The organism is Anaerolineales bacterium (assembly GCA_015075625.1).
GTDB lineage: Bacteria > Chloroflexota > Anaerolineae > Aggregatilineales > UBA2796 > UBA2796.
Map to the genome: position 1 here is coordinate 302,864 of JABTTZ010000001.1, position 25,571 is coordinate 328,434.

Genomic DNA, 25,571 nt, shown 5'->3' on the forward strand with positions numbered 1-25,571 from the left:
GTCAGGTTGCCAGGATCGAGAATGTGTCCCCCGACAGGTACAAGATCGGCTATTCCACCAAGATATACAGTTCAGGCTTTGGCCCAGGGCGACCATCCGCAGGCGGCGCTACTTTTTTGACCTGCCCATCTTGCTCTAGCGCGTTGAGCATCTCGACCACGGGCTTGCGTGCGGATTTCAGGATGCGATACAGATGGCGCACACTCAGCCCTTCGGGATGCGCTCGCAGCAACCGTATCGCCCGCACTTCCAACCGTGACTCCTCGGTTTCGCCCAATTCATGCAGTAAGCGATGGGCGGAAGCCCGCCACTGCTCGGTAATCTGCTGGGCACGAAACCAGTGGGCGGCACTGACTGCTGGATGCCCATCCGCATTGGCGTCTGACCAATCCAGCGCCGACAAGACAATGGCGACTTTGAGGGCTTGCACATGCAGCCGCCCGTACACGGCTCGTAATCGGTCGTCCAACGCGCTGTCTGGCGCGGTCATGCGCCGCAACGCCTGTTCATAGGCATGACAGAGATCCCATACGGGCGCAACCAAGGACCAGGCTTCCGCCTGCGGCTTGTCGCCCAGCGCGCCAGAGGACGGGGGTGGGGGCAGGCGCTCATGCAGGCGCTTCAGCCGCGCCACCAGCGAGTCAGGCGTAACGCTTTGCCTCTGGGCAGGGCGCTCTACGTAGTCAGGTTCAGGCGTCAACAGCGCGAAGCGCGCCAGGTTGCCGTTGTACCAGTCGTTGACGGTCAGGGCGCAGGCCAGTTCAGCAGGCGTGGCCGCGCCCAAAATGCTCAGGGCGGTGTCATGAATCACCACCAGCCCGCGATTGTTCGTATTCGAGTCCAGATAGGCAGGGCAGTCGTAGAGCTGCATGATCAGTTCTTTCAGCCCAGCCATATAATCGCGTCCCATCGACTTGAACAGCGCGGATAGCTCATCGCGCAGGATGCCCCGCTGGGCGGCGAAGGTGTTGCCTTTCGTCAGCCGCGCCTGATCGGGCTGCGGGATTTCGTTGAAGTTCGGCGGCAGCACCCCGCCGAGCATGTTCATGAAGTTTTCCGGGCTGCCCGGCTGAGGCAGAATCATGTGTGGCATGGCGGCGCGAGCGACCTCTGCGGCCAAACTCAATCCCGCCGACTTACGATAGTAGGTCGAGACGGCGACGGTCATCGCATACAGGTTGGGGAAGACTTGTTGTCGCCAGGGCGTGCTGATGTAGAGCCTTCGCCCGATAGCGACAGCCGCTAGATACAGACCCGCGCCCTGATGAAACAGGAGCGGCGTTTCGTTGGCTGACGCGCCCGCCCATGTCACATAATCCGTCAACCAACCGCCCACCTCCGCCGCTTCCGCTTCCTGCGCTGCTGTCAGGCGTGCAGCGGCGGGAAGCGGTGGCACAGATTGCACATCATCGTTCTTGAGATCGGGTAGATCCGCATTGGGGTCTTGTGCCAGAACTTGACGGATCAGATCAGGCTGAAGAATGCGCCGCAAAACCTGCATCTCCGCAGGCGTGTTGAGGTCCAATCCTGCCAGCAGCGCGCCAGCCAACGGCGAAAGCGGCACGTGCTGCCAGGGCAGTCCGACTAAGGCTCGCGCAAGCGCATAGGCATCGTAACGCGACAAGGCGTTCGCGGAAGAAGGCATGGTCGCCTCAGCTTTCCTGCTGTCGCGTCACGCTGTCTGGGCGGGGAATCTGCCGGGCATATCGTTGCAGACCCTCAACCACGAGGATGTACACCATATCGGCCAGCTTGCGGCGCTCGCCCCGCGCCACTTTCACCAGTAGGGCATAGTCTTCTTCGGTAAGGCGGAAGCCCATCGTGCGGGTACGAGAAGGTATTTTCATCTGCATGGCGGCTCCTGTCGTGAACTGTTTTCATCCGTAGTTGCAGGGTAGCAGATACCGCGCATTCGTTCTGGATAATTTCATCCATCGGCAGGGACAAAATTGTCCAAAGGCATGAGCAATTTTCGGACAAAGGGAACGAATTCTTCCGGTTTGTTGCCAAACGTTATTGAACCGCTTCAACACACCGAAACTTAACCAGACTCTGACGCTCCTTGTATTTACATTGAGGAGATTCTCTGCGAGAATAGCGCTGCCAGAACATTCGTTCTGGTTATTGTTGTTTATCAGGGTGAGGTGATCTATTGAATGGCTTCTATTCACGTTGCGGTACTGGAAGACCGTGAACTGACCCAACTTGGCTTGCATACCTTCTTGAAGGGCAAGCCAGAGTACCAGTTGGTGGGCATGTTTACGGACTTATCCAGCCTTATCAGTAAGTTGGAGGAGCGACCGGCACAGGTGCTTATCCTGGATAACACCCTGCCGGGAATGGATACCTGTATGGTCATTCGCAAGCTGGCCCAACGGTTTGCCATGCTCCATATCCTCGTCTACGGCAGTGAATTGACTGCTGCCTCTATCCATGATGTGATTGATGCGGGCGCTTCCGGGTGTATCAGCAAAGCGGAGTTGCTGAAGTACCTTGAAGACGGCATCCATCACGTGCTGAGTGATATGCCCTACTTCTCGCCGCAGGTCGCTGCGCTGGTATGCACCGATGATGAGCTTCAAACCCTCAGCAAGCGCAGTCGGCAGGTGCTCCAACTCCTTGCGAAGGGACTCATGGTGCCGGAGATCGCCCGGCAATTGGCGATCTCGGAACAGGCGGTCTACCATGCGCGGCGACGGTTGCGCAAAGTGCTGAATGTGCGCGCCAACGAGGAGATCGTGCCACGCGCGCAACGGTTGGGGCTTATCAAATCGTCGTCTGGGCTGACAGATGCCAAGAGCGAGCCGGAGTCGCAGTAGAATCATAGGTGCCGGAAATTGTGCGACAACTGCATACCCAAATGCCCCACCCTGAAAACGCGCTGTGGGGCTTTTTTTGTCCTCCACTGGACAATACTACCAATCCATGCTAGAATAAGTAATTAATTTATTTATATACAAGTAACAACAAATAAGTACGAACGATAACGATGGAGGCGGTGCAGTGCGGCAACCAGAAATTCTCACCCTTGGTCTGGATATTGGCTATGGTGCGGTGAAGGCGGTCACGGAAGCAACGTCGTTGGTGTTTCCATCCGTATGCGGCCATGCCAGAGACATCAAGTTTCAGCAGGATGAAATCGCGGCGCGGCATCCCGGCGATCAACTCCGCGATGAGATGGGAACGTGGTTCATCGGCGATCTGGCGCTCACCCAACTTCCGCCAGGGGAACTGCTCCGGCTGCGGGGGCGCACCGCTGATGAAGTGACGATGGGCAATGTTTTCCGGGTGCGGTTAGCAAAAGCCGCTATTGGCAAACTGTGGCCGGGCCGCGCCGGAGGTGACATTCTCCATCTGCGGGTGGCGACGGGCTTGCCGGTGGATCACATGCCCGACGCGCCAGAACTGAAGGCGGCGCTGCTTGGGCAACATGTCATCAAAACGGATGCCACCGACTTCATCGCCAACATCACCGAAGTCATGGTCATGCCGCAGCCTTACGGCACTATCTATGCCCAGACGCTCACCGAAAGCGGCGAGGTCAACCCAGCGCACAGCTACATGCGAACGGGCGTGTGCGATGTAGGGACGTTCACTGTTGACCTAGCGCTGGACGACGACGGCGAGTTTGTAGACGCGGAGAGTGGCAGTGTGGAAGGCGGCGTGTCCGGCGTGTTGGAGCGCATCGCAGCCCTTTTGGAGCGAGAACACCGTCAGAAGATTTCGCCCAAGCTGATCGAGACGGTGCTGCGGACGGGCAAGTTTCGGGCGAAGGGGGAGATGATCGATTATAGCGAGGCCGTCGAGAGCGCCCTCGAACCCCTGCGCAGCGCCACACTCAACCTCATGAGCGAAAAGTGGAAAGCCGGTACGACGGTAGACGTAATTTACCTCTCTGGCGGCGGAGCGGAACTGGTTCACGAGGCGGTAGCGGCGGCCTATGCGCAAATGCAGTTGGTGGCGCAAGCGCAGTTGGCAAACGCGCAAGGCTACCTGCATTATGCGCTGTTCGCGGCACGCGTTCCTGAGCAATCCTGAAGCGCCGCCATGAGCCGCCAGAAGCGTGTGACCATTACCTTGAAGCTGCTGCCCGGCAAGGATGACGACCTTATCGATTGGTGGTTGTCGATTCCTGCGGGGGGTCGCCAAAGTTTGGTGAAAGGCGTACTGCGGGCGTATGCGCAACAGGCTTTAGGGCTGCCGCCTAAAGATGATGCGACCTGGATCAGGGAGACGCTATCCGCGCTGCCCGGCTATCTGGAACAAGTTGTCGCTCGGGTTGCCGCTGCGCCGCCAATCTTGACGCACAAAGGCACGCTGTCGAACCCATCCCATACGGGGCTGACAGGGGACGAGGTAGAGCGACGGGGACGGAAAATCGCCCGCACTCGCTGGTAAGGGGCAGGGGAAAAGCGATGGAGCAATACGGAAAGACGACACTTCAGACAGGAAAGGCGATGTTAAGCTCAAATCGAAAGATGCGCGTTGTCGCGGCGGACGATGTGGATTTGGTCTTGACCGGGATAAAAGCCATTCTGACCGCATGGAACGAATGCGATTTGTTAGGGGTGTATGCGTCGCTCCCTGATCTGCTGACTGGACTTCGATCCGCTGCGCCAGACATCATCATTGTGGGAGATCGGCTCGATATGGATTGCGCTCCGCTCAAGCTGATCGATACCCTCAAAACAATCACGCCTCGCGCACGCTTAGCCCTCCTCGGCAACATGGTCGATGGCTTCGCGGTGCAGGAGTTGTTCAACCGGGGAATTCACGCCTATCTCTACAAAAGCGATCCCTTGACCGAGACGCTGATCCCGGCGCTGCGGGCGATTCACCTCGGCAGGCCCTATCTTTCGCCAACCGCCAGCGCGGAATACTTGCTTTCAACCCAGCGTGGATCTGCACGCTTCCGCCTTGATTCGGAAGCGCTGAGAATCCTGCAACTGCTGGCGGAGGGCTGCACCGTCCATGAGATCGCCGCGCAGCTCAAGGTCACGGTGCGGCATGTCTACTGGGTACGTGAGAAACTGCGCCGTCGGTTTGGCGCGGCGACCAACGAGGTGATCATCAGCCGAGCGAGGTTGGAGGGGTTCATTCCCTAACGCCTGTAAAATCGCCGCCATCTCCTGAAATCTTCCCCACACATCCCCGGTAAAACTTCGCGCCTTGCCGCTCTCGTTTCTGTAGGATGGGACAGATGCCTATCCGGGTCGAAAGACGGGAGCCTGCATGAAAAAACTGCTGCTCATCGGCGGCGCAATGGGCCTCCTGTGCCTTATCGCCGCCCTCTACTTTTGGGGTGTGGGGCGCAGCTCACCGCCGCTGCCGACGCTGGCTGCGCTGCCTTCCGATACGGCAACGGTCGCGCCAACAGCCGCTTCGACCAGCACGCTGACATCAACGCCGACGGTGACGCCTACCCACACGGCTGCCGCTACGCTCACCGCCACCCTGACTGCCACAGCAACACCCACCCTCGCCACGCGGGTACTTCAGGTGACAGCAGTGAATGCGGGCGTCACGCTGTGGCCGCCGCCTACCGTCACGGCGTTTGCTTCGCCAACTGTGCCCCCCACAGTGGATGTACCGCCCCCCGGCGCAGACATGCCGATTGCCGGATTGGATGCGCCAGAGACTGGGTGGCGACGCTACGAGACCGCCGATCCTGCCTATCAGTACGTGGCGGGGCGTTGGTTCGCCTATCGCGCTAACCGCGCCACCGCACGGGGCTATTCTTACTCCGCCGACCCGGAGGCGCGGGTCACGTTGACCTTTATTGGGGCGGGATTGCGGGTGCGGTATGTGGCCTACTCCCTGTATGGCATCTTCCAGATTCGCATTGATGGGAGGGTTGCAGCCGAAATTGATTCGTACAGCCCAAGCGCGGCATTTCTCATCTCAGATATCTTCATGCTCACGCATGGGCAGCATACCGTCGAGATCGTCAACACCGGGCGCAAGAATCCGGCCAGTACGGGCTACATGGTGGCCCTGGACAGCATTGAGGTCTATCGTGGCCTGCCGCCTACTCCCGCGCCCACGCTCACGCCCGGCCCTACCCTGACCTTCACGCTCTCACCTGCTGCCATTGAGGCGCGTCTGGTGGCTGGCCCGCCGACCGTCCAACCGACGGCCACACCACTGCCGCCAGGCGTGGTCACGGTGTCGCTGGTCATCGCCTATGACGAAAACGGCAATCGCTCCGTCGAGCCTGCGGAAGGCGTGCAGGGCATTTCGGTGCGGTTAGTCACGGTGGGCACCAACCAGGTCATCGCGTCCGGCTTCACCAACGCCGAAGGTTTTGTGCGGCTGGAAACGCTCACCGATACGCCAGTGCGCCTCGTTGTGCCGTATTTTGGCAAGTTCTGGAACATTGCTGGCAGTCGGGCGGGCGAACAAGCCTTCTCACTGCTGCTGCCGCCAGGTAATCAGCCGGGGTTGATTCCATGAAACGACCTATCGTCTTCGCCCTACTGCTTGTGATCGGGATGCTGATCGTCTCCATGCTGGCCTGCGCAGGCACGCCCGATAATCTGCGCGTGACGCAGCTTCCGCAGTATATCTGCCCGTCGGCCACACCACGCCCGACCGATACGCCGCGTCCCACCAGCCCGCCAACCTATCCGATGACGTTCCAAGCGAATCTCAACTACAACTACGTGGATGTGACGCGGGGCATCGTCACGGTCCAGTATCTGGCGCAGAGCGTCGGCAACATCCAACTGAACTATTCGGGGATGACCACGACCGGGCAGGTCTGGTCGGGCAGCTTCAGCATCGGTTATGTACCCTACGGCGTGCCGGGCGTGATTGGCGGTTATCCGTTGAGCATCCCATCGAACGTGAACACCGCGACGCTGACTGTCGTGGGCGGTTACGCTTACACGTTCACAGTCACACGTTACCCCTATCCATTCTTCACCAGCCCCAATCCGCCGCCGTGCTGCCTGCCATCGCCGATATACCCGACGCCCGTGCCGACCTACACGCCCTATCCCACGCCGACGCTCTACGTGCGCACCAACGACTATTTCGTCGGCGATCCCGTGTACGCCATCACCGCGACGCTGCGCCTCAAGTTCCGGGTGACGGCGGTGCAAAGCCTCCCTGCGCCACCGGATGCGCATGGCAATCCGCGCAGTGTTTACGTCTGGCGCTTGGAAGTCAAAAACATCGGGACGCTGGAGTACAACCTGTATCCGGCGGCGCAGATGTACGTGAGCGAGGTGATCACGCCTATGGGCGGCACGATGCAAGGCGTGTGGGGACCCAGCCTCGACGCGGCACGGGCAGCGGGCATCAGCCCGACCTACGATCCGGCAGCGCTCATGCCCGGACAAACCATGCTATTCGCCCTCGCCGCCTTTGGGCCACAGGGCACTGCCTATCGGATCAGCTATGCGCTGGACCTGACCACGCGCGGCGGCCCGACTCAAGTGCCGGGCGCAAATATCGTATCGTGGCTGAACCGCCCCAACACCGACTGCATCGGCGAGATACAGGAGCCGTAAACGATGCCCATTATTGGTGATATTGTTCGACAGATCCAACTTGCCATTGATTCCTTCTGGTATCAACTGCTGATGATGCTGGCCGCCTTCCAATGGAGCCTGCTGCGCGGCGCGTTTATGATGGGCTACACTATCCAACTGCTCACCAACTGGCTGGTGTCGGAAGCGTTCGCGCCACTTATCCAGCAAACGGGCGACAGCCTGCAAATTGCCACCAGTTGGGCGTTCGTCATTGCCCTGTTCGTCTTGGGCATGACCTATATGCTGGCCTCGATTGTCCGGCTGGATGTGGTCAGTCCTCGCAACGCGATTTTGTGGTTCGTGGCGGGCCTGATCTTCTTTCAGGTCGGCCCAGCGCTCTATCGGGGCATGGCCGACTTCCGCCGCACGGTGAGTTCAGCGTTTTACCTGAGCGTGTTATCCACCATGCAGAGCCAGTCGGGGGCGGCCTTGTCGTCGCTGAGCAGCGTAGCAACCAGCGATCTGGGTATCCTCACGCCCTGCGATAACTTCGGGCCGTATTTGGGGCGTTCGGGCGGGCATGGCGCGCCCATCCTCATCAACGGGCTGGATGTCGCGTTGGCCTATCTGCGCGCCGACGGCATCGACGTGATGGGTTATCCCTACCCGACCTCGGACAACTGCCAGGCGCACGTGCCGCCACAGTCGTTCGCTATTCCCTGGGAATGGCAGCGGCCCGGCAGTTTCTTCGACAACACCAAACAGCCCGTCTTTTTCCCGACCATGACCGACGAGCAGCGCGCCGCATCGATCAGCATGGCGAGTACCGCCCAGTGGCGGCTCGTTTCGGCGTGGCCGCTCGTTTTGTTCGGGATCACAGAACAGATCGTCGCGCTGTGCCTGACCATCGCCCAAGGTCTGACCTTCATCTCGTTCGCGTGCGCGATCCTGTTCGCCTTCTTCAAACGCACCGAAGGTATCGCTTGGTCGGTTGTCGATCAGTGGATTGAAACCATCGTCCAGACCGTCATCATTGCGATGGTGCAAGCGTTGGTCGTTTCGTTCTTTCTCGCCGCTGCCGGGACAAACAACGGACTCGTCGTGCTTGGCGTGGGCCTGATCTGCCTGCTGCTCATGCTGATCCTGCTCTGGTCGGGCGTGAAGGCCATCTGGCGCAGTTTCAACCGCTTGTTTGACGCTTTCGGCAAAGCAACGGGCGGCAGCGTGGTATCGGTTGGCGCGGCGGCACAAACAGCGGTCACGGCAGGCGCAGCCGTCGCCACGGGCGGCATGTCATTGGTCGGCAATACGCTGGGCGGCGCAAGCGCATTGATGAACGGCGCGTCGTGGTCGCAGGCGGCAGGCGTGGCCTTCGGCGGCTCACAGATGCTCACCGGGGCTGCGCGCACGCTCACTCGTTTGCCGGGGCTGCGCGATACCGAATTGGCGGAGGCGGCGGATCACTTCGTGGAGGGTGCAGTCACGCGGCAGGTAGCGCGAGGCGTACCCATTGTAGGCAGGATAACCGGGCCAACCGTCGGCGCAGCGCTGCTGACGGATCGTAATCCCGACAGTGCCTACGAGGATGAGGACGGACGGTGGAAGCAGCCAATGCTCGTGCCTGCGGTGGGCAAAGCGCTGGCCGGATTAACACGCGGCCCACGTTGGTCAGCGCCAGAGGAGCCGTTCGAGGGCGAGTTCACGCCGCTTTATCCGGGGCGCATGGGCAAGTTCACGCCGATTGCATTACCGTCTGGTGAGCCTACCCCTGCGCTCCCTGATGGGCCCGCGACGGTTGCCCAGCTTGAGACTGCCTCACAGCGCAGTGACTACATCGAGCAGGAGACGGACGAGGAGATGGAGCAGCACATCACCGATGTCGCCCGGAGCACTGCGCCCACCGCACAAGCGGAGACTTCCCGCGCCGAAGCCTCGGCAGGCAAACTGGAACAGGCGGCGGATCGGCTGATGCAAGCTGTCGAAGGACTGGTGCGCGCCGCTGAAGGGCGGTTGCAGGTGTCCGGCAGCGGGAATGTGGCCTCGGCAATGGGCGATACCGTCGCCTTGCTGGCGGCACGTGGGACGACAACCCCCGACAACTTCGCCGTTGCCCAGGCAATGGCGGGCGCGCTGGGGGTCACGCCCATCCGGGATGGCAAGCCGCCTATTGAGGGCGACCTGGCGCGATTCGGCTTGTTCACCAACCAGGCGCTGACGATGGGCCTGAACCCGGAACAGACTGAACGGGTCGTGCGTGAAGTTAAGGAGTCGCCCGAAGGGAAAATCACTGACAAGACCCGCGAAGAACTGATCCAGCACGGACAAGACGCGCGGGGTCTCTCGTGGGCGGATGCAGGACGCGAGGTGGAAACCCTTGAACACGCTGCTCGTGTACTGCCCAACGACATCTCGGCTTATGGCATGGTCAATGTGCCTGCTGCTGCCCCCCATGTGCAGGTTGCGCCCGAAATCGAGGTGCGTCCCACCGTGCAGGTGACGGTGGAGACGGGCAAGGATACCCCCGACAGCGGCGTGCAGCGTGACAGCGCGCTCACGGGCAGCGCGGAGATGATCGGCGCGCCGAAAGGCGGTGAAGCGTGATCGAGATGCTGCGTTACTATGCCATTGACGAACTGCGCGAGCTGTCACTGGCGGAACTGACCGCCCTCTGGGAACTGGTGCCCACGGAACGGCAGCGCCGCTACAAGGCGGTCTATGATCGTGAGGTGCGCAATGCGGGCGCGTCCGGCTCCGACGCGCTCGAAGGGCAGGTCGCGGCTGAACTGCTCACCCGCTACACCGATACCGCGCTCGTCCCGGTGGGGGCGCGATGGGCACGCTGCCCGGTGCGCATTCAGGAGGCGGCCAAACAGAGCAGCGAACTGGTCGCGCCGGAAACGGTTCTGGAACGCGAGTCGCCCAAGCGCCCACGTCCTATTGTGCTGCTGATAGGCGGGGCGGCGTTCGCATTCGTGCTGCTGCTCATCCTGACGCGCATCGGCGGGCGGGGCAGCCGTGTGGCGGAGAACCTGACGGTCACGCCGACCATGACGCTTTCGCCCACGCCGCGCCGCAGCCCGACGCCCACGCCCATTGCGCTGGAAGAGCAAGACCCGGTGATCCGGGGCGGGGATGCGGACAGGACCACTGCCTATCCGGTCAATCTGCGGGTGACGCTGGCCGATGCGACGGTGCCGCGCGTCTTTGTGGTGCAGAGGCGGGTGATCCAGACCGCCGAATGGCGCTTTGATCCCAACCCGGACACCGCCTCGTACATCGCTGGCTTGACGGTGCGCCCGGTGATAGGCGTGCCCTACTCGCCGGAGAATGCAGCGCTGTTTGCGCGGATGAGCGCGGGGACGGCCTTCACCTTGCAGATGAACACGGGCGCGACGCTGCGCTTTGCCTTTGCTTCCAAGACCGAAGTGGTGCGCAGCGATACGGGCATTTTCCGGCAGGTGGAGCCGGGGCTGGTGCTGGCCCTGGTTGGCGAGCGCGGGCTGGATGGAATGCCCACCGCCTCGCGGATCGTGGTCACCGCCACGTATCCGACGGAACAGGAACTCTCGCGGACGGGCGCATTGAGCGAGGTGGGCAGTGTGCTGCCCCCGCCCGAAGCGACGGCAACCCCAACACCTACGGCCACGCCGATCCCGTTTGAGCGGCTGGATGTGCAGGTGATCTCGGTCACGACGGTGCCGGGGCGCGTGACCGTGCAGCTTCGGCTCTACAACGGCGGCGTGGAGGCGGTGCAAATCACGGGGGACATGATCTGGATGGCGTTCGGCTACGCGCCCAACCCGCTCGGCCCGCGCATCCCGGCGGATGGGTTAACGCCCTTCGTGTTGCTGCCCGGTCAGGCGGCAGATGTGACGATCTATTGGGCGTGGGCGGGGGAGCCGTTCGGGAGTCTGAGTGTGGGAGTCTATCGGTACGCGATGCAGTGGGAGTAAGGCGTTACAGGCAGGGCTGCGTTTTCCCGGCACGGTGCTCGGCCAGTGCCTCATCCGCCAATTCCGCCAGCAAATCTTGCGAGGTGGCGAAAGCATCCATCCAACGCCGTTCTGAGGCAAGTTCTTCCAGAATCCAAGCCGCCAAAACATCTTGTTCCTGCGCCGGCAGTTTGTTGATTTCCGCCAACGCCCGTTCCATCAGATCAGTCATCGCGTTCCCTCCTCTGTGCAGATTATACCATGCACCCGCATCCCGGCAGATGGGTTAGTTCCCTTCACGCTGCTGCCCGGCTAGGCAGAGGATCTGACGATCTTTTGGGCGGGGGCAGGGGAACCATTTGGAACGCTGCAAGTTACCCTCACCTATCTATTTGGCATAGCGCTTAAACCTTGGTAGGTATGAAGATTGTGACAACAGGTAGGGCATGGCTCTATGTACTCTATCTTACTCGCTATCTCAGAAGAGAGATTGCTGATCGCTATCAGGGTCAGTAAATTTGTGTGTTTTTTTCTTGCTTAGATGCGCAGGGGCGAGATCTAGATGGCGCGCCCAATTCAACATAATCTTGGCATTTACCTCAGCAGTGCCATCAGTCCAATCAACTCCTAAACGCAATTTCAATATTTGGGCAATATCGGTTAGTTGAGCATTGCTGTCTGCGTCGTGAAGTATTGCCACAAATGTTGAAAATGGCTGTATTTGCATAGCCCTTTCGGAAAAGATTGTCTTTCTATCTCGGGGATTATCGGCGAATTCAATCGCGACTGGGAGTACACCTATAGTCCTTGACCTTCTTACAATAAACCCCAATTCTTCGAGGCTGGCTAATACTTTTGACCAAGAACTTCTCTTGATATTGCTAGTATCGACTGTGCTGTTGTTCTTTGCTGCCTCCACAATCCTCAAAAGCACCTGCTCGATTGGCTTGTACTGAATGGCTGGTAAACCTACCCCTCTTCTTTTCCCAAGTTCAACATCAAGCAAGCTATATTCGCTTAACATCATATCTGGTTCTTGCCAAACCAAGCGACCCTGTTTGTTGTCGAAGTCTGCCAACCCTGTGGCCTTCATCCATCCAGCGAATATTCTTGCATAGGTTTGCCATGTCTTTGATGAAGCCGAGATATAGGGGCACCATTTCCTGAGCAACCTTGAGGCCAAATTAATGTCAAGTATGTTGTGAACCTCTAAGTGCTGAATATATCGCAAGATGAGCCTATTCCGGGTCAAACGGTCGTAGAGATACTTCTGTAAAGACTGCTCAAATGGAGCATCATCTCCTTGTAAATCCTGTGGCACGCCCAGAATACCTGTCATGTCATCAAGCGTTACTAATCCGAGCAGTTTCATCTCGTGAAAGACGTTATAGAACGTTCGATGCGCAATCCTATGATGGTTAGCAAGATGATCACGGAATTGGTCTGAGGTAAACTCCATTCCCTTCTTCACTTGCTCAAAGAGCGATCTGGTAGCGCGAATCACTGTCCCCGCTTGAATTCGTAAAATATAGTGTTCTTGGACTGGAATTCGCCCTGTATTCAAATAATCTCGAAAGATATCCCAGTAAATGTCGTATTTGTTGCCGACCCGCACCACGAGGCGGCGGTTGACTAACGCCTGGACTGCCGACGGGTTGAATTCATCTCCTAAGTCCGTCGCGTTAATGGGGGCTAGCCGAGCAATACTTCGAAGTGTATCTTCTTCCTCAGCAAGCAATCCCTGCATGTCTGAGCGAAAGATCTGCTCTACATTTAGTAAGCTAGTGGCGAGATCTGCCTGCGGAACGCTAGTCTCGTATTGAGATTTAACATGAGCACAAAGTTTCTTCAACAGCCAAGGATAACCCTGTGAGTATTCAGACAAGAAGAACTTCAGGTCCTCTCGCAAGCTTGTTCCAATTTCCTTTTCGAGCCATTGAAAGAGTTCTTTAGCTTCGGTATTTGAAAAGATTCCTAATGGAATGCTCAGGCTTGCTGCAGTCAAATCTTCGCGTAGTTGGTACGGAAAATCATTTATCTGTCCAACAATGTCTGTTTTCCAAGAGAACCCAAGGGCGATATTAGTTTGTAAATCGCATAGTTTTAGAAACATATCCTTGATGTGCCTCAAGGCATCAACTTGGAAGAAAATATTCTCAAACTGGTCAAGGAAGATGACAAGTATTTTCCGCTGCTGCGCAAGTACTTTCCCTAACTTGCCTAACGCATCCACAGCGCCTTCGTAACCTGTAACTTTGAAAGGAACCTGAGGCAGTAGATTGCGAAATTTCTCGTTAAACACGTAGTCGCACACTCGTAGAATAAACTGCGGCGAAGACGCTGTGCGCGAATCAACTGCCAGAGCGAAATGTCCAGCTTTATTCAAGCGATCAACAACTGCCAACACACATGAACTTTTACCCCATCCTGAGTTTGCTGTGAATATGAGACCCCTTGCCGACGTTTTACCATCGAGCACCTGGGTAACAAACTTATCAATTTCGGCGAACAACGATGTGCGTCCGACGAAATAATCAGGATGTGCAGGAAATTGGTATTCAAAACAAGCTGAACCTGCTTTTACTTCGACAATTTGCTCCAAATCAGGTGCCATGGTTGATTGAATTAATGGCGTAGCCTTGAGATTCAATATGTTGTATTGAGCAACCTCAGGGTACAACTGTTGAAATGTATTTAGAGATTCTTTGTCTCGGATATTGACCCCTTTAGCATCAAATATCGCAACTGATTGAGGTATAACGCCTCCCATTGGAATCACGTACTGAAACCAGAAAAATCCTTGCTTTGTATATGTCAGGACCTGATCACCGGGAATGCCAATTTCTGCCGGTATTTGCGATGCAATACTTTCGGGGCGTACGCAGGAATCTACCTCAAAAATAGCATCAAGAACCTCGCGTTTTTCCAGCAATCGAACAGTTATTTTTGAGTTGCCTTGGCAGTTCTCCTCATAAAAGGCAGTAGCATGTGAATTAAGTCCAGGTACAGCGATGAATAGTCCACTGGCGTGATTGTCCTTCATCCATAAAGCCATGTACTTACCAAAAAAGGCTTGTAGTTTGGGGGCATCGATAGATTTATCATAGAACTTACATTCGGCGTACAGTGGATGCCCCGAAACCTCATGTTCACCTTCAATATCTATCTCCATACCAGCATAATTGATGGATTTACTCTTAATCTTGTATCCGTAACGACGTAACACTCTACGCATGAGATCCTCAAAGAACTTACCACGTTCATTGGCTTGAGCCTGTGACGTTGTCTCATTGGAGAGGATTTTCAACTCTGGCATGGGTAGCATGGGTTAGCTGATCCCTAATTCTGTCTTGTTCAACACACCACTAGCGATATTGGCTGAAAACTTCCGTGTCCCGTCCGCAGCTTTCCACCGCTTGGCTCGCAATCTTACGCGGTTCACCCGCCCCACCCTGCTATCCTGAGCAGTATCGGGGCGGCGCATTGGTCGTGAGTAGGGCCTCAACCGCGAAGGGTCCGTAGCGCCGTTTACACACCCGCTGCGCTGCCCCAGCCATCCGTTTCAGCAGAGGAGACGCCAACCGTGTCGCTTCGTGACGCCATCAACCAGTTTTTCACCGATGCGCGGGACATTGCGCAGCTCATTGCGCCCATCTGCGCGGTGCTGGGGTTTATCGGCCTCGGCATCATGTATATGGGCAGTTCATGGCCCCTGATTGGGGACTGGAAAAAGGACAATCCCCGCGCCGCCAATCAGGTGGTGATGGGCTTGCTCTTCGTCATCGCCGCCAGCAGCATCACGACCATTATCTCGTTTTCCTGAACCGTCGGCAAGTTCAATGTTCAGCGGAGGGGGAAGCGCAGACCGATTTGGCTTCCCCAGGCCCACTCGGAAGGAGTCGTGATGGTCGCTGAGTTCAAATCGCACGTCCTGAGCCGCGATGAAAAAGGCTTCATGGGCGTGCCGTTCAAGCGCCTGATGCTGGCAGGTGTGGGCGGCGGCATGGTCTATACGCTCGGCAAGTTCGCGCTGCCGGATGTCGCTATTCCGGTCGCGCTGCTGGTTGGGGTGCTGCTGGTCATCCTCACCGCGCCACGCGGCGGCATTCCGCGCTGGCAGCGGCTGCTCTACAGCGTGCGGGGCAGCCTGATGCTCGGCGCAGCGCAGCAGCCGCACAGCCTCACGGGGAGCGTCGGCAAGCTGGTCGAAATCCCCACCGATTTGGCGCGGCTGGATTCGGCGATGCTGTTCACGCCACCCGCCACTGAGATCGAGGCGAATCTCGCCGAATGGGTCACCTTCGCCCAAGCCGCCGATGCAGATCGCGGCGATGGGCTGGAATTCGTGGAGGTGCGCTAAATGGCTCGTGAAACCAACGCGAAGGACGCGCCGCTGCGCACCTTCCTCATCGAACCGTTCGACATTATGCTGCACGCCACCGAAGATGGCGTAAACGCGCTGCAAACCCGTTTCGCCAACTGGCTGCGGGCATTGCACACCCCGGCAAGATTCGCCTGCTGGCAGATTCCCGCCACGCTGGATGAGAAGATCTCGCAGGTCAGCCGCACCGCACGTGAAACCACCGATGCGCAGCGGGCGGGCCTGCTGATGGAATATCGCCGCCACTACGAGCTGCTCCAGGACTCCGCCGAGTATCAGCGGGCGGTGTGTGGCATGGCGCTGTGGTCGGAGGAAAACCCGCGTGCATTGGCGGCGGGCATGACCTCGGCGTTCGATACGCCCGTCACTGAAACCGTCTGGCCTGCGCTCTTCAATGGGCAATACGAACTGCGGGAGAGTCCGTTCTGGCATCTCGCGCCGGTGGGCCGTCCCGGTGGTCGGGCGGTCTGGGCAATCCTCAATTCCTATGAGTTTCTGCCGTCCATCTGGAACTTCTTCCGTCCGCTGGCTTCGCTGCTGCGGCTGAACTTCCCGCTGGCGCTGACGGTGGATATTCCCAAGACGTATGACCGCAACGACGGCATCGACGCGGTAGAAAGCATCATCGCGGCCTATCAGGTGCATCTGGCGACCATTCGCGGCGAGGACAGCCGCTCGGTGACGCGGGTCAACGACTGTCGGCGGGCGTTACAGGAGATGAATCAAGGCGATGCGCTGCATCTGGCGCAGATCACCGTTGCGGTCGCCGCGCCCGATGTGGAGACGCTCAAAGCGCGGGTCGCGGCGGTGGTCAACGAAACGCGAGCATGGTTCCTGCTGCGTCAAGAGGTGGGCGAACTGCTGGCTCGTTCGGTGGGCTACTTCGCCGCCAAGCCAACCAGGGAAATCGGCTTGCCTCAGACGACGTGGCCCGTCACTTCACGGGAACTGGCGCTTATGCTCGCGCCGCTCGGGTACCGCAAACTGTCCAGCACACAGGGCATCCTACGCGGCGAAGCGGTCGGCGCATCGTATCCCATGTTCCACGACTCGTGGCGGGACAAACGCGCGACCCACGAAATCTGGGTGGGCGTGTCGGGGTTCGGCAAAACGTTCTACTGCAACTGCTATCTGAGCCGTGAATACGCGGAAAACGGCATCCCGTTCGACCTGCTCGAACCGATGGGACATGGCAAACATGTGGCCGAGGCGTTTGGCTTGCCCTGGCACGTGATGAGCGCCCGCACGACGGTCATGAACCCGAACGATGTGATGTTTCCGACGCTCACCGAGCAGCGTTCACATGTCACGCGGCTGTACGAGACGGTGTTGGGTCGGGCCTTGTCGGGTGGTCAGCGGGAAAACCTGGAGCGTGGGCTGCTTGGGGAAGCACTCGACCTATTGTATCGCGGTTTCCCGAACCTGCAAAAAGTCACGCCCGACCTCACACCCACGCCAGAAACGCTGTGCGATATCCTGCGCGGCCTGGGCGACAAAGAGCATATCAAGGTGATCGCCCGCGACCTGGCCGACGAGATCGCCGGGTTGTGCAGCGGCAGCGGGCCGTGGGCGAGTTTCCTGAACGGGCAGACCAACGTGGATCTCTCGCGGGGTGGCCGGGCGTGGATTGGGCCGCGCATCTTCTCCTTCCACGAGATGAGCGAAGACCCGATCATGCTGGCGATTGCCTATGCCCAGGTGCTGTCGGCTATCCGCCGCGACTCGCTCATCGACGAGCAACCGCGCATCATCGCCGTCGATGAAGTCTACCGCCTGATGCGCCATCCATCACTGTTGGACTTCCTGATCGAGGCGGCCAAGACGTTCCGTACCCGTCGCAAGAAATTGCTGGCGATTGACCAACAGATGAGCGTGTTCCTCGAAGGCAAAGCGCGTCTGGTGTTCGAGAATTGCCCAATCCGAGTGGTGTTTTCGCAGCGGCAGGGGATGCACGTCTTTCGAGATGATCCCGCCTTCCAGCACCTCAACCCTCAGCACCGGGACATCATCGCCGCCCTGCCGCGCTTTCACTTCGTCCTCGACATTCAGGACGAGGGGCTTTGGTACTTGTACAACCGTCCCAGCGAGGGCGAGGTAGGGCGCTTCCGCACGACATGAACAGGAGGAGATGAACTATGGCGAAAACACCCGTCACCAGCCCTTTTAAGGCAATGGAAGAAGAGGCGTACCATGCCTTTCGAGAATGGCCGATTTTTCTGGTGTTGCGCCAGAAGGAATTGGAGACTCATCTATCACCGGCAGGCGCGTCGAGCAATGCGCCAGGTGCTGCGAAGACTGGTCAGCGCCCTGAAACAGAGTTGACGAAAGGGAAGAAAACATGACCAAACTGGTTATTGTGGAGAGTCCGGCGAAGGTGAAGAAGATCGCATCCTTCCTGAGTGATGGCTGGCGGGTCGAGGCGTCCTATGGTCATGTGCGCGACCTGCCAGAGGATGCCCTTGGCGTGGACATTGACGCTGAATTCGCGCCACAGTATGCCACCCTGCCGGGCAAAGGCAACACCGTGCGTCGTCTGCTGAAAGCGATGACGGAGGCGGAAGCCATCTACATCGCCACCGACCCGGATCGGGAAGGGGAAGCGATGGCGTGGCACATTCTGGCGCTGGCGAAGCTGCCCAAAGAGAAACAGGTTCATCGCATCGCCTTCAGCGCCATCACCAGGAGCGCGGTGCTGGCTGCCGTCGCCAATCCGCGCCCGCTTGACCTGAACCTGGTTGAAGCGCAGCAGGCGCGCCGCATCGTTGATAGGCTGGTTGGGTATCTCGTCTCGCCGCTGGCCTGCAAGTCGTTGGGCAAACAGGTCTCAGCAGGCCGCGTGCAGAGCGTGTGTTTGCGTCTGGTCGCGGATAGGGAACGTGAAATTGGGGCCTTCACGCCTGCAACCTCCTGGACACTGGAGTCCCGGCTTCGGACGGATGCAGGTGAGTTTTCGGCTCGGCTGACCACGGTGAAGGGCGCAAAAGCGCTTTTCGCCAGTCGGGAACAGTGCGAGAAGCTGGTGAATGGTCTGCCTGGGTCAGCGTTCTGGGTTCACAAGGTCGCGGAAGGCGAGAGAATGCGTCATCCGCTGCCGCCTTTCACCACAGCCACGCTCCAACAAGCGGCGAGCAAAGCACTTGGCTTCGCGCCGGACAAAACCATGCAGGTCGCGCAAATCCTGTATGAAGCCGGGCTGATTACCTATCACCGCACCGATGCGGTAACCGTCGCGCCGGAAGCAATTGAGGCGGCCCGCGATTACGTCAAGGTCACCTTCGGCGATGCCTATCTGCCGGGACAGCCGCAGCGCTACGAAACGAAGACCCTCAACGCCCAGGAAGCCCATGAGGCTATTCGACCTGTGGACGTGGCGCACAAACTCGCAATGGCGGGCGACAACGCGGATGGCGCGAAGCTGTACGCCCTGATCTGGTCGCGTTTTATCGCCTCGCAGATGGCGGATGCCCGCTATCAGCTCCGCGCCGCACAAATTCTGGCGGGCAAGACGCAAGGGCAGCCGTACCCATTGGACTTCCGGGCACAGGGTCGCACGCTGACGTTTGACGGCTTCCTGAAGGTATATCAGGAAGCGCTGGATGAGGACGAACGCGCTCAACCCGACGAGACTCTGCCGCCACTGACTGAGGGTCAGACATTAGGGGTCGTCACGCTGCAACCTGATTCACACACGACTCAACCGCCGTCGCGCTACACCGAAGCCGCGCTTGTTAAAGCGCTAGAGGTACGGGGCATTGGGCGAACTTCGACCTATGCCAGTATGGTCAAGACGATTCGCGCCAAAGGCTACGTCAAGCTGGACAAGAAACGGCTGATCCCGACCGAAATGGGGCTGAAGCTGTGTGATCTCCTCGTGGCGCGGTTCGGGGCGGTGTTCGATTATGGCTATACCGCCCGGTTGGAAGCTGACCTTGACCGCATCGCAGGCGGTGAAATCAGTCGTCTGGTGACGTTGCAGGCGTTCTGGTCAGGTTTCCATCCGCTGCTCAGGTCGGCAAGGAGTCAGATCACGGGTGATGCGCCCGTCAAAGCTGCGCCGAAAGCGACAGGCGATACCTGCCCCAAATGCGGCGGCGCACTGGTGGAGCGCGAAGGCGCATTCGGCAAGTTCATCGGCTGCGCGAACTTTCCCAGGTGCAAATACACCACAGGCGGCACGTTCCGTCCGGTACGGTTCAGCAAGGTGGGTAAACGTGCGGAGGTGGGGGCATGACCAACCGGATTCCTGACCTACCCGATGAGGTGGCGGACTTCTTCGCGCCGTCTCCCGACAACTGGCCTCCACCCGAACCGCCCGACGATGACTGGTTCGCGCCGGAACCGCCGTCCGAGTCCGACATGCCGCCTGATTTCGCTGATTTGCTGTCTGAATTGGCGGCTCTGGACAAGGGCGTTGTTCCTGAGCCGCCTGATCTGGCCGGAGCGCCGCCCGAGGCGCAGATGGGGTTGTTCGACTATGCGCCAGAGGACGATCCCTTTGTCCCGGCAGAATTCAATCTGGGCGATACACCTATCGAGCCAAGCGAGTATGCGCCGAAGAACACCTGGGAGCGTTACCTCTCGGCGTTTCCAGTGGAGCGAAACCCCGATGTGGTGGAACAGGAACTCATCGACCGGGCGCAAGCGCTGAATGTGGTGGATGCGCAGTTCGTGGGGGTAGAACGCACCGATGAGACGGGCGTGGTGATTGGCTACGAAGTGGGCTGCCTGGAGGTGAGCGCGGATGTGATCAGCGGCGGCTATACCGGACGCTACCTCGAAATTGGGCGTTTTCAAGACCAGCCTGAAGCGGAAAAGCTGTACCACGAACTGCAAGGCGAAGTCCACAACGGCGGTTTGCCCACGTACGCGGTGCATGATTACGCCGAATTCGCCGCGCATGAACGGGGAATGCCAACCGCCTGGCGTGAAGTGGACTCAGAGACGCTCGCGCCGTTTCTGGAAGGGCAAGCCGTCGAACGGGAAATAGATGAGCCTCCGCTCGAACTGCACGAGCAGTTGGTGCAGGTGGCGGTGGAAGCGGAGCCGCCCGATCTGGATGTCGCGGTCAACACCGCCTCGCCTGCCTTCAATGCCCTGAGTGCAATTGGCATCCAGGCGGAAGACTTCAACCCTGACCAAGACCCGCCGCCCTTCTATGATCCTGAAACGGGCACAGCCTATTGGATTGGCATCTTCCAGCCGGATACCGACGACCCGGAGAACTGCGTTGCCAGTATCCTGTCGTTGGGACGCAACCCGGAGACAGGCGCGGTGGAGGCGCAGCTTGCGCCGTGCGTGCCCGGCGACTGGGACAAAGCCTTCGAGAGCAGCCAGCATCTGCTCGGCGTGATGGAACGCGAAGGCATTGATGCCTGTTTTCTGGCCGCCGAATCGATGGCGATTGCCACTGACCAGCGTGAACTGTGGGAGAGCGGGCGCGGTGTGGCCCTGGAACCGGATTACGCCGAACAAGCGGCGGAATACACCCGCGAGACTTGGGAATTGGAGCTATAAGGAGGCACGATGACTGACCGGGACACGGAAGCAGTGAATCCAGCGGAAGCGATGCACCGCGACTTTGCAGAACAGGCACAACGGGAACGCGAAGCAAATGCGTCGCTTGAAGGTGCGGCATGGTTCGAAGCGACGTTCGCGGGAAGTGACACATCCCTGCTTCAGCCGCTGGATGACACCGTGAACTACGCTATTGCGGTGCAGTACGCCGATCCTTACACAGTGGAACTTGCCGCCGAAAAGTACTGGCGCGGCGAAAACGACTATCTGGGCTTGGAATCGGTGACGCTGAACACCTACGAACCGGAACCAGAAAATGAAAATGAGGTCGCGGCGATGGACAGAGAGCATCTGCTGCGCGTATATGGCAAAGAGGGGCTGAACGCGCTGATGCACGAAGCGTGGCAGACCGGTGTGGAATGTGGGCATCTTGAGGCGGATGACCCCAGCCTGTTCAAGCAGGGGCCACCGGATCGATTCACAATCCAGCCGGAGTACAAAAGGGAGTGGCTCGATCCCGACGATACGCAGGAAATCGCCATACCTAGCATCGCTCAGGCATCGACGCCATCTGAGAGAATGGAAGTGTTGGCTGCGGATGTGTTCGATCCCGATGGCGGAACGCTGGGCGCTTCCACAGTAGTGGTCTCCCACGCAGAGCATGAATTAGCCAATGAAGGCGCTGGACACGGCGGGAAAGCGCTGGAGATCGCGCAGTTCAATACCAAGGCGGATGCCGAACACTTCCGGCAGGAGTTTCTCAACTTCTTCGAATATGCCTATCCTGACGAGATGAGTACGCTCGCGGAGGAAGTCGCACGGGGTCACAGTCTGCCGACGGCGTGGAAGGACTTGGGTCAGGAGGATGTACGGAACATTCAACAAGGCGCGTTCAGCCTGACCCACGAACGAGAGGACTGGCATCCCTACGAGTACACGCCTGATCCATACTATGACCCCGACATTGACCGATGAGAACGAAGCCCGGTGATGAGCCGGGCAATCTTACGGGTTTACCTCAATACATGCGACTAGCCTTGATGAATATGAGGAGCCTTCTTGAATAGCCCCAAGCCGAATCAATTCACGATGGAGCATTTCTGGGGCTACATCGCTAACCAGCAATGAGATTCTTTCCATCCCAAGCAAACTTTCGGAGCTTGTGGATAGGTGCAGTAAATCGCTCCCAAGACGTTCCAAGCGCGGTAAGCGTTCCCCAGCGGGTGAAATTCCGAGGCGGATAACGTGCTGGCGCTTGTGGCTGCCTGGGGAGTCAATCAACACATGCCACAGGCTCAAAACCCCGGAAAGGTTGCCGTTCTCGGGTTTTCCCACTAGGGCGCGTTGTTCAGGATCGAGGTTGTCGAAGCGAGCAAACAGCGATTGGACGAGTGGGTGTTCTAGCCCGAAAAGGCTCAGTTCTTCGGCAGATAACGCTCGATCTCTGTCGGTAGAAATGAGGGTCGTTGGCTGACCGGGACGAACGAGTTCATAGACGGAAGCTGCCTTCGGGCGAAGTTCCCCACCATCCAGACGCACCGCTCGCTGCACGAAGGACACCAAGCGCTTCATCCCGTCGCCCGTATCTTCAACACGCCGATACTCGCTCAGATCAAACCGCTCCAGGTCTTGGAATAGTTCAAATACCACCTGACGAGCGACATTCGCGTTCGACATCGCCACCTCAAGCTCTTGCCGTGTACGCTTGAGCGAGGGATCGCGCACGGCATCCTGATAGAGGCGATCATAACTTAGGCGACTGCCAAGCTGACCGAGAATCTGTGCGCGCAAATCTTCGGCGATTTGACCGTCTTCATCGACCTTGCCAAGCGCTTGGGCGATGTCCTTTAACTTCTCTTCCAGCAGCAGATAGATTTCGCCCTCTATGGTATCCGCCGCCAGAAGGTTGTAGACCTGTGCGGTTTGCTGTTGCCCGTAACGGTGAATACGCCCGATCCGCTGCTCCAAATCCATCGGATTCCAGGGGAGGTCATGGTTGAAGAGGATACGGGCAAACTGAAGGTTAATCCCTTCGCGCCCGGCGGCGGTACAGATCAGAACCTGCGGGCCATCCTCGCGCTTAAAACGGCGTTGTGCCGCCGTTTTCGCGCCGTGATCGCCGCCCTTCAGAACCTCAACACCTTTACCGGGAAATGCCAACTCAATCGCAGCCCGCAAATTGTCTACGCTACCCAGATAGGTCGTGAAGATGACGATCTTCTCGCGTGGATTAGCCTTCCACAACTGGCGCAGCGCATCAAGCAGCGTGACGACCTTTGTTTCCATCCCGGCTGGGTACTTCGCCAGCAGATCGCCAATCCGCCGCCGCTCCTCAGGCAAGGCGACTCCGACAAATGTCGCTGCCGAGTCTTCAGCAAGAGCCGCCGCGATCTCGCTGTCATCGTAACCTTCCAGTTCTTCGGTGTCTCGCCTGCGGCGCAAGACCTGTATTTTCGCCTCAGCCAGCAGTTGATCGGCTTGCGCCTGGCTGACGGGATCATCGCCCAAACTATATATCTTGCAGATAAGCGCACGCGCCTCACGCAGGACGCGATCTCGCCCATCAACATCGAGCAGTTCGTCGCGCTCAATCGCGTCACGAATCGTGAGCATCAACAAACGACGTTCAAGCGTGGATTTGACTGCCGCAAAACTGCTTGCCGCTATCTTCTGGAAGATGGTCATCACGAAACCAAGCGCACGCCCCTTGCCCCCCTGTTTCTCGGCGAGGTTGTAGCCGTCTTGCAGATACTCCTGAAGCGCCTCGTAAAACTCGCGCTCTGGTCCTGCCAGCGTAAACGCTTCTGTATGCACCACACGCCGGGCGAACAGCGAGCTGCCATCGGGGGCGCACGAATCGGCTTTGGTGCGCCGGATCACGACCGCATTGAGGCGGTGGCGATTCTCAAGCATATCCGTCTCGTCTTCAAAGAGTGTTGGCTCCAAGAGACGGATCAGCATCCAGAAGCGGAAATGATCGCCCTGGTGCGGCGTTGCGGAGAGCAGCAGTAGATCGCGGCAGTGACCCCGCATCACCTCCGCCAGCTTGAAGTTCTCCGTCTTCCTGACCTTGCTCCCCGCTTTAAAAACGCTCAGGTGGTGCGCTTCGTCGAAGACGACCAAATCCCACGCGGGTGCTTCGAGTAGTCGCTTGATCCGTGCCGAACGTTTAAGTGTGTCTACCGAGGCAATGATCCGATTGTGACGGGCGAAGGTGTTGGTCTTGCGGTCAGTGACATCGCCCTCGTAGCCGAAGACTTCAAAATCGAGGTTGAACACGTCATTAAGTTCGTGCCGCCAGTTTTCAACAAGGCTGGCAGGGACAATCATCAGGGCGCGGGTGAGTTCGCCTCGTGACGCCAGTTCGCGCAGGATGAGTGCCGTCTCAATCGTTTTGCCTAACCCCACTTCATCGGCGATCAGGAATCGACGCGGCTGGACACGGGCAATTCGATGAACCAAAACGACCTGATGGGGCAGGAGCGCCACTTTTGCCGCTGTCAGGGTCGCGGCGCTATCGATCAGCGGTAGTTCCGCTGCTTCAATGGTGAGCCATAGTCGTTCCAGCGCTTCGGGCGTTGCGGGACGCAGCCCAGCGATCACCTGATCTATCCAGCTTGCCGCATCGCTCAGAGAGGTGGGGTGTACCTGACGTTCGCCAACCGCCTGAAAGAAGACCCGCACAAAGCCCGTCGGCTCAACGGCAAGAATGACCCCTTCGCCGAGTTCCGCGTGAAGGACTTTTTTGCCCGGCTGAAGCTGCGCCGCCGCCCTCGGAGTCTTAGGAGATGCGTCGGACATGGTAACCCACGGTATTCGCTTCGCGGTCATCCGTCACCAGACGCGCCACATCGACGGTTGCGGTGCCGTTCCACAGCGCATGAGACAGGCGGATAACCTTATTGTTCGATTGAAACAATACCTCATCATCGCTCATGCGGTGAACGACTTTAGCGGGCGTACTAAAACCAAAAACCAGCCCGCGCCGATCCCACTCGTTCTGAAACTTCACAATGAAGCGGCGGACGTGAGTCCTGATCCATGTTTCCGCATCCGGGGCAGGCAGCAGGTCGAGGCAGGTTTCCAATCCGCCGACCAGCACCGTATCTGCGCCGTTTTTGGGCGCGGCAGGGAAACGATCAACCCAACTGAGCGCCTCACGCAGCGAGATCAAGCAGCCCGTGGTGACGAGCGGCCCCAACTTCGTCTTGTCGAACACGATGCTCGACCCTTGGCGCAGCCATGAGGAAGCGGACATATCGCGCATGG

Annotated in this window: 21 protein-coding genes; 15 read left to right on the forward strand and 6 right to left on the reverse strand. The window is 58.6% G+C overall.

The genetic code is table 11. From position 1 onward, the window contains the following. Positions 1-49: 49 nt before the first annotated feature. Positions 50-1,645, reverse strand: coding sequence for a DUF3987 domain-containing protein (locus HS103_01335; protein ID MBE7511445.1), 1,596 nt, complete (start codon positions 1,643-1,645; stop codon positions 50-52). A 7-nt stretch (positions 1,646-1,652) separates the two neighbouring features. Next, complete coding sequence (locus HS103_01340; GenBank protein ID MBE7511446.1) at positions 1,653-1,847, reverse strand: hypothetical protein; 195 nt, start codon at positions 1,845-1,847, stop codon at positions 1,653-1,655. Between the two features lie 309 nt (positions 1,848-2,156). Here HS103_01340 and HS103_01345 point away from each other — a divergent pair, with 309 nt between their 5' ends. The 8 genes from HS103_01345 to HS103_01380 all read left to right on the forward strand — a co-directional run bounded on the left by HS103_01345 (position 2,157) and on the right by HS103_01380 (position 11,428). Continuing rightward, positions 2,157-2,819: a response regulator transcription factor gene (locus HS103_01345; protein MBE7511447.1), complete on the forward strand. Its 663-nt coding sequence runs from the start codon at positions 2,157-2,159 to the stop codon at positions 2,817-2,819. Between the two features lie 184 nt (positions 2,820-3,003). Beyond that, the gene (locus HS103_01350; GenBank protein MBE7511448.1) at positions 3,004-4,038 is read left to right on the forward strand and encodes a ParM/StbA family protein; all 1,035 of its coding nucleotides are present in this window, start codon (positions 3,004-3,006) and stop codon (positions 4,036-4,038) included. Positions 4,039-4,047: 9 nt separating this feature from the next. After that, entirely contained in the window at positions 4,048-4,398 is a 351-nt protein-coding gene (locus HS103_01355) for a hypothetical protein (GenBank protein MBE7511449.1), read from the forward strand. A 17-nt stretch (positions 4,399-4,415) separates the two neighbouring features. Further along, a complete protein-coding gene (locus tag HS103_01360; GenBank protein MBE7511450.1) occupies positions 4,416-5,105 on the forward strand; it encodes a response regulator transcription factor in 690 nt (229 codons plus the stop codon). 127 nt (positions 5,106-5,232) lie between these two features. Beyond that, complete coding sequence (locus HS103_01365) at positions 5,233-6,453, forward strand: hypothetical protein (protein MBE7511451.1); 1,221 nt, start codon at positions 5,233-5,235, stop codon at positions 6,451-6,453. Further along, positions 6,450-7,514: a hypothetical protein gene (locus HS103_01370; GenBank protein ID MBE7511452.1), complete on the forward strand. Its 1,065-nt coding sequence runs from the start codon at positions 6,450-6,452 to the stop codon at positions 7,512-7,514. Before HS103_01365 ends, HS103_01370 begins: the two co-directional genes overlap by 4 nt. Positions 7,515-7,517: 3 nt before the next feature. Further along, positions 7,518-10,076, forward strand: coding sequence for a hypothetical protein (locus tag HS103_01375; GenBank protein MBE7511453.1), 2,559 nt, complete (start codon positions 7,518-7,520; stop codon positions 10,074-10,076). After that, the gene (locus tag HS103_01380; protein MBE7511454.1) at positions 10,073-11,428 is read left to right on the forward strand and encodes a hypothetical protein; all 1,356 of its coding nucleotides are present in this window, start codon (positions 10,073-10,075) and stop codon (positions 11,426-11,428) included. The genes HS103_01375 and HS103_01380 overlap by 4 nt, the downstream gene beginning before the upstream one ends. A 4-nt stretch (positions 11,429-11,432) precedes the next feature. Here the strand turns inward: HS103_01380 and HS103_01385 are convergent, their stop codons facing one another. Together HS103_01385 and HS103_01390 are read right to left on the reverse strand one after the other, a co-directional pair. Further along, on the reverse strand, positions 11,433-11,639 hold the full coding sequence (locus HS103_01385; GenBank protein MBE7511455.1) for a hypothetical protein: 207 nt from the start codon (positions 11,637-11,639) through the stop codon (positions 11,433-11,435). Positions 11,640-11,885: 246 nt separating this feature from the next. Continuing rightward, complete coding sequence (locus HS103_01390) at positions 11,886-14,732, reverse strand: restriction endonuclease (GenBank protein ID MBE7511456.1); 2,847 nt, start codon at positions 14,730-14,732, stop codon at positions 11,886-11,888. Between the two features lie 258 nt (positions 14,733-14,990). Here HS103_01390 and HS103_01395 point away from each other — a divergent pair, with 258 nt between their 5' ends. The 7 genes from HS103_01395 to HS103_01425 all read left to right on the forward strand — a co-directional run bounded on the left by HS103_01395 (position 14,991) and on the right by HS103_01425 (position 22,277). Continuing rightward, positions 14,991-15,230: a hypothetical protein gene (locus tag HS103_01395; GenBank protein MBE7511457.1), complete on the forward strand. Its 240-nt coding sequence runs from the start codon at positions 14,991-14,993 to the stop codon at positions 15,228-15,230. Positions 15,231-15,311: 81 nt separating this feature from the next. Further along, positions 15,312-15,767, forward strand: coding sequence for a hypothetical protein (locus tag HS103_01400; protein ID MBE7511458.1), 456 nt, complete (start codon positions 15,312-15,314; stop codon positions 15,765-15,767). Continuing rightward, entirely contained in the window at positions 15,768-17,906 is a 2,139-nt protein-coding gene (locus tag HS103_01405; protein MBE7511459.1) for a hypothetical protein, read from the forward strand. It abuts the gene before it with no gap. A 17-nt stretch (positions 17,907-17,923) separates the two neighbouring features. Then, entirely contained in the window at positions 17,924-18,130 is a 207-nt protein-coding gene (locus HS103_01410; protein ID MBE7511460.1) for a hypothetical protein, read from the forward strand. Further along, positions 18,127-20,019, forward strand: coding sequence for a type I DNA topoisomerase (gene topA, locus HS103_01415; GenBank protein MBE7511461.1), 1,893 nt, complete (start codon positions 18,127-18,129; stop codon positions 20,017-20,019). The genes HS103_01410 and topA overlap by 4 nt, the downstream gene beginning before the upstream one ends. After that, the gene (locus HS103_01420; GenBank protein MBE7511462.1) at positions 20,016-21,302 is read left to right on the forward strand and encodes a hypothetical protein; all 1,287 of its coding nucleotides are present in this window, start codon (positions 20,016-20,018) and stop codon (positions 21,300-21,302) included. The genes topA and HS103_01420 overlap by 4 nt, the downstream gene beginning before the upstream one ends. Positions 21,303-21,311: 9 nt before the next feature. Beyond that, complete coding sequence (locus tag HS103_01425) at positions 21,312-22,277, forward strand: hypothetical protein (protein MBE7511463.1); 966 nt, start codon at positions 21,312-21,314, stop codon at positions 22,275-22,277. A 30-nt stretch (positions 22,278-22,307) separates the two neighbouring features. Here the strand turns inward: HS103_01425 and HS103_01430 are convergent, their stop codons facing one another. Continuing rightward, positions 22,308-25,103, reverse strand: a complete 2,796-nt coding sequence (locus HS103_01430; GenBank protein MBE7511464.1) for a DEAD/DEAH box helicase family protein — start codon at positions 25,101-25,103, stop codon at positions 22,308-22,310. Further along, a complete protein-coding gene (locus HS103_01435) occupies positions 25,084-25,569 on the reverse strand; it encodes a hypothetical protein (GenBank protein ID MBE7511465.1) in 486 nt (161 codons plus the stop codon). The genes HS103_01430 and HS103_01435 overlap by 20 nt, the downstream gene beginning before the upstream one ends. Positions 25,570-25,571 lie beyond the last annotated feature (2 nt).

Bases quoted from the DNA above. Each gene is read 5' to 3' on its own strand.
- HS103_01425 (MBE7511463.1), top strand. From the start codon at position 21,312: ATGACTGACCGGGACACGGAAGCAGTGAATCCAGCGGAAGCGATGCAC.
- HS103_01375 (MBE7511453.1), top strand. From the start codon at position 7,518: ATGCCCATTATTGGTGATATTGTTCGACAGATCCAACTTGCCATTGAT.
- HS103_01410 (MBE7511460.1), top strand. From the start codon at position 17,924: ATGGCGAAAACACCCGTCACCAGCCCTTTTAAGGCAATGGAAGAAGAG.
- HS103_01420 (MBE7511462.1), top strand. From the start codon at position 20,016: ATGACCAACCGGATTCCTGACCTACCCGATGAGGTGGCGGACTTCTTC.
- HS103_01360 (MBE7511450.1), top strand. From the start codon at position 4,416: ATGGAGCAATACGGAAAGACGACACTTCAGACAGGAAAGGCGATGTTA.
- HS103_01390 (MBE7511456.1), bottom strand. From the start codon at position 14,732: ATGCTACCCATGCCAGAGTTGAAAATCCTCTCCAATGAGACAACGTCA.
- HS103_01430 (MBE7511464.1), bottom strand. From the start codon at position 25,103: ATGTCCGACGCATCTCCTAAGACTCCGAGGGCGGCGGCGCAGCTTCAG.
- HS103_01345 (MBE7511447.1), top strand. From the start codon at position 2,157: ATGGCTTCTATTCACGTTGCGGTACTGGAAGACCGTGAACTGACCCAA.
- HS103_01400 (MBE7511458.1), top strand. From the start codon at position 15,312: ATGGTCGCTGAGTTCAAATCGCACGTCCTGAGCCGCGATGAAAAAGGC.
- HS103_01340 (MBE7511446.1), bottom strand. From the start codon at position 1,847: ATGAAAATACCTTCTCGTACCCGCACGATGGGCTTCCGCCTTACCGAA.
- HS103_01435 (MBE7511465.1), bottom strand. From the start codon at position 25,569: ATGCGCGATATGTCCGCTTCCTCATGGCTGCGCCAAGGGTCGAGCATC.
- topA (MBE7511461.1), top strand. From the start codon at position 18,127: ATGACCAAACTGGTTATTGTGGAGAGTCCGGCGAAGGTGAAGAAGATC.
- HS103_01335 (MBE7511445.1), bottom strand. From the start codon at position 1,645: ATGCCTTCTTCCGCGAACGCCTTGTCGCGTTACGATGCCTATGCGCTT.
- HS103_01405 (MBE7511459.1), top strand. From the start codon at position 15,768: ATGGCTCGTGAAACCAACGCGAAGGACGCGCCGCTGCGCACCTTCCTC.
- HS103_01355 (MBE7511449.1), top strand. From the start codon at position 4,048: ATGAGCCGCCAGAAGCGTGTGACCATTACCTTGAAGCTGCTGCCCGGC.
- HS103_01385 (MBE7511455.1), bottom strand. From the start codon at position 11,639: ATGACTGATCTGATGGAACGGGCGTTGGCGGAAATCAACAAACTGCCG.
- HS103_01370 (MBE7511452.1), top strand. From the start codon at position 6,450: ATGAAACGACCTATCGTCTTCGCCCTACTGCTTGTGATCGGGATGCTG.
- HS103_01365 (MBE7511451.1), top strand. From the start codon at position 5,233: ATGAAAAAACTGCTGCTCATCGGCGGCGCAATGGGCCTCCTGTGCCTT.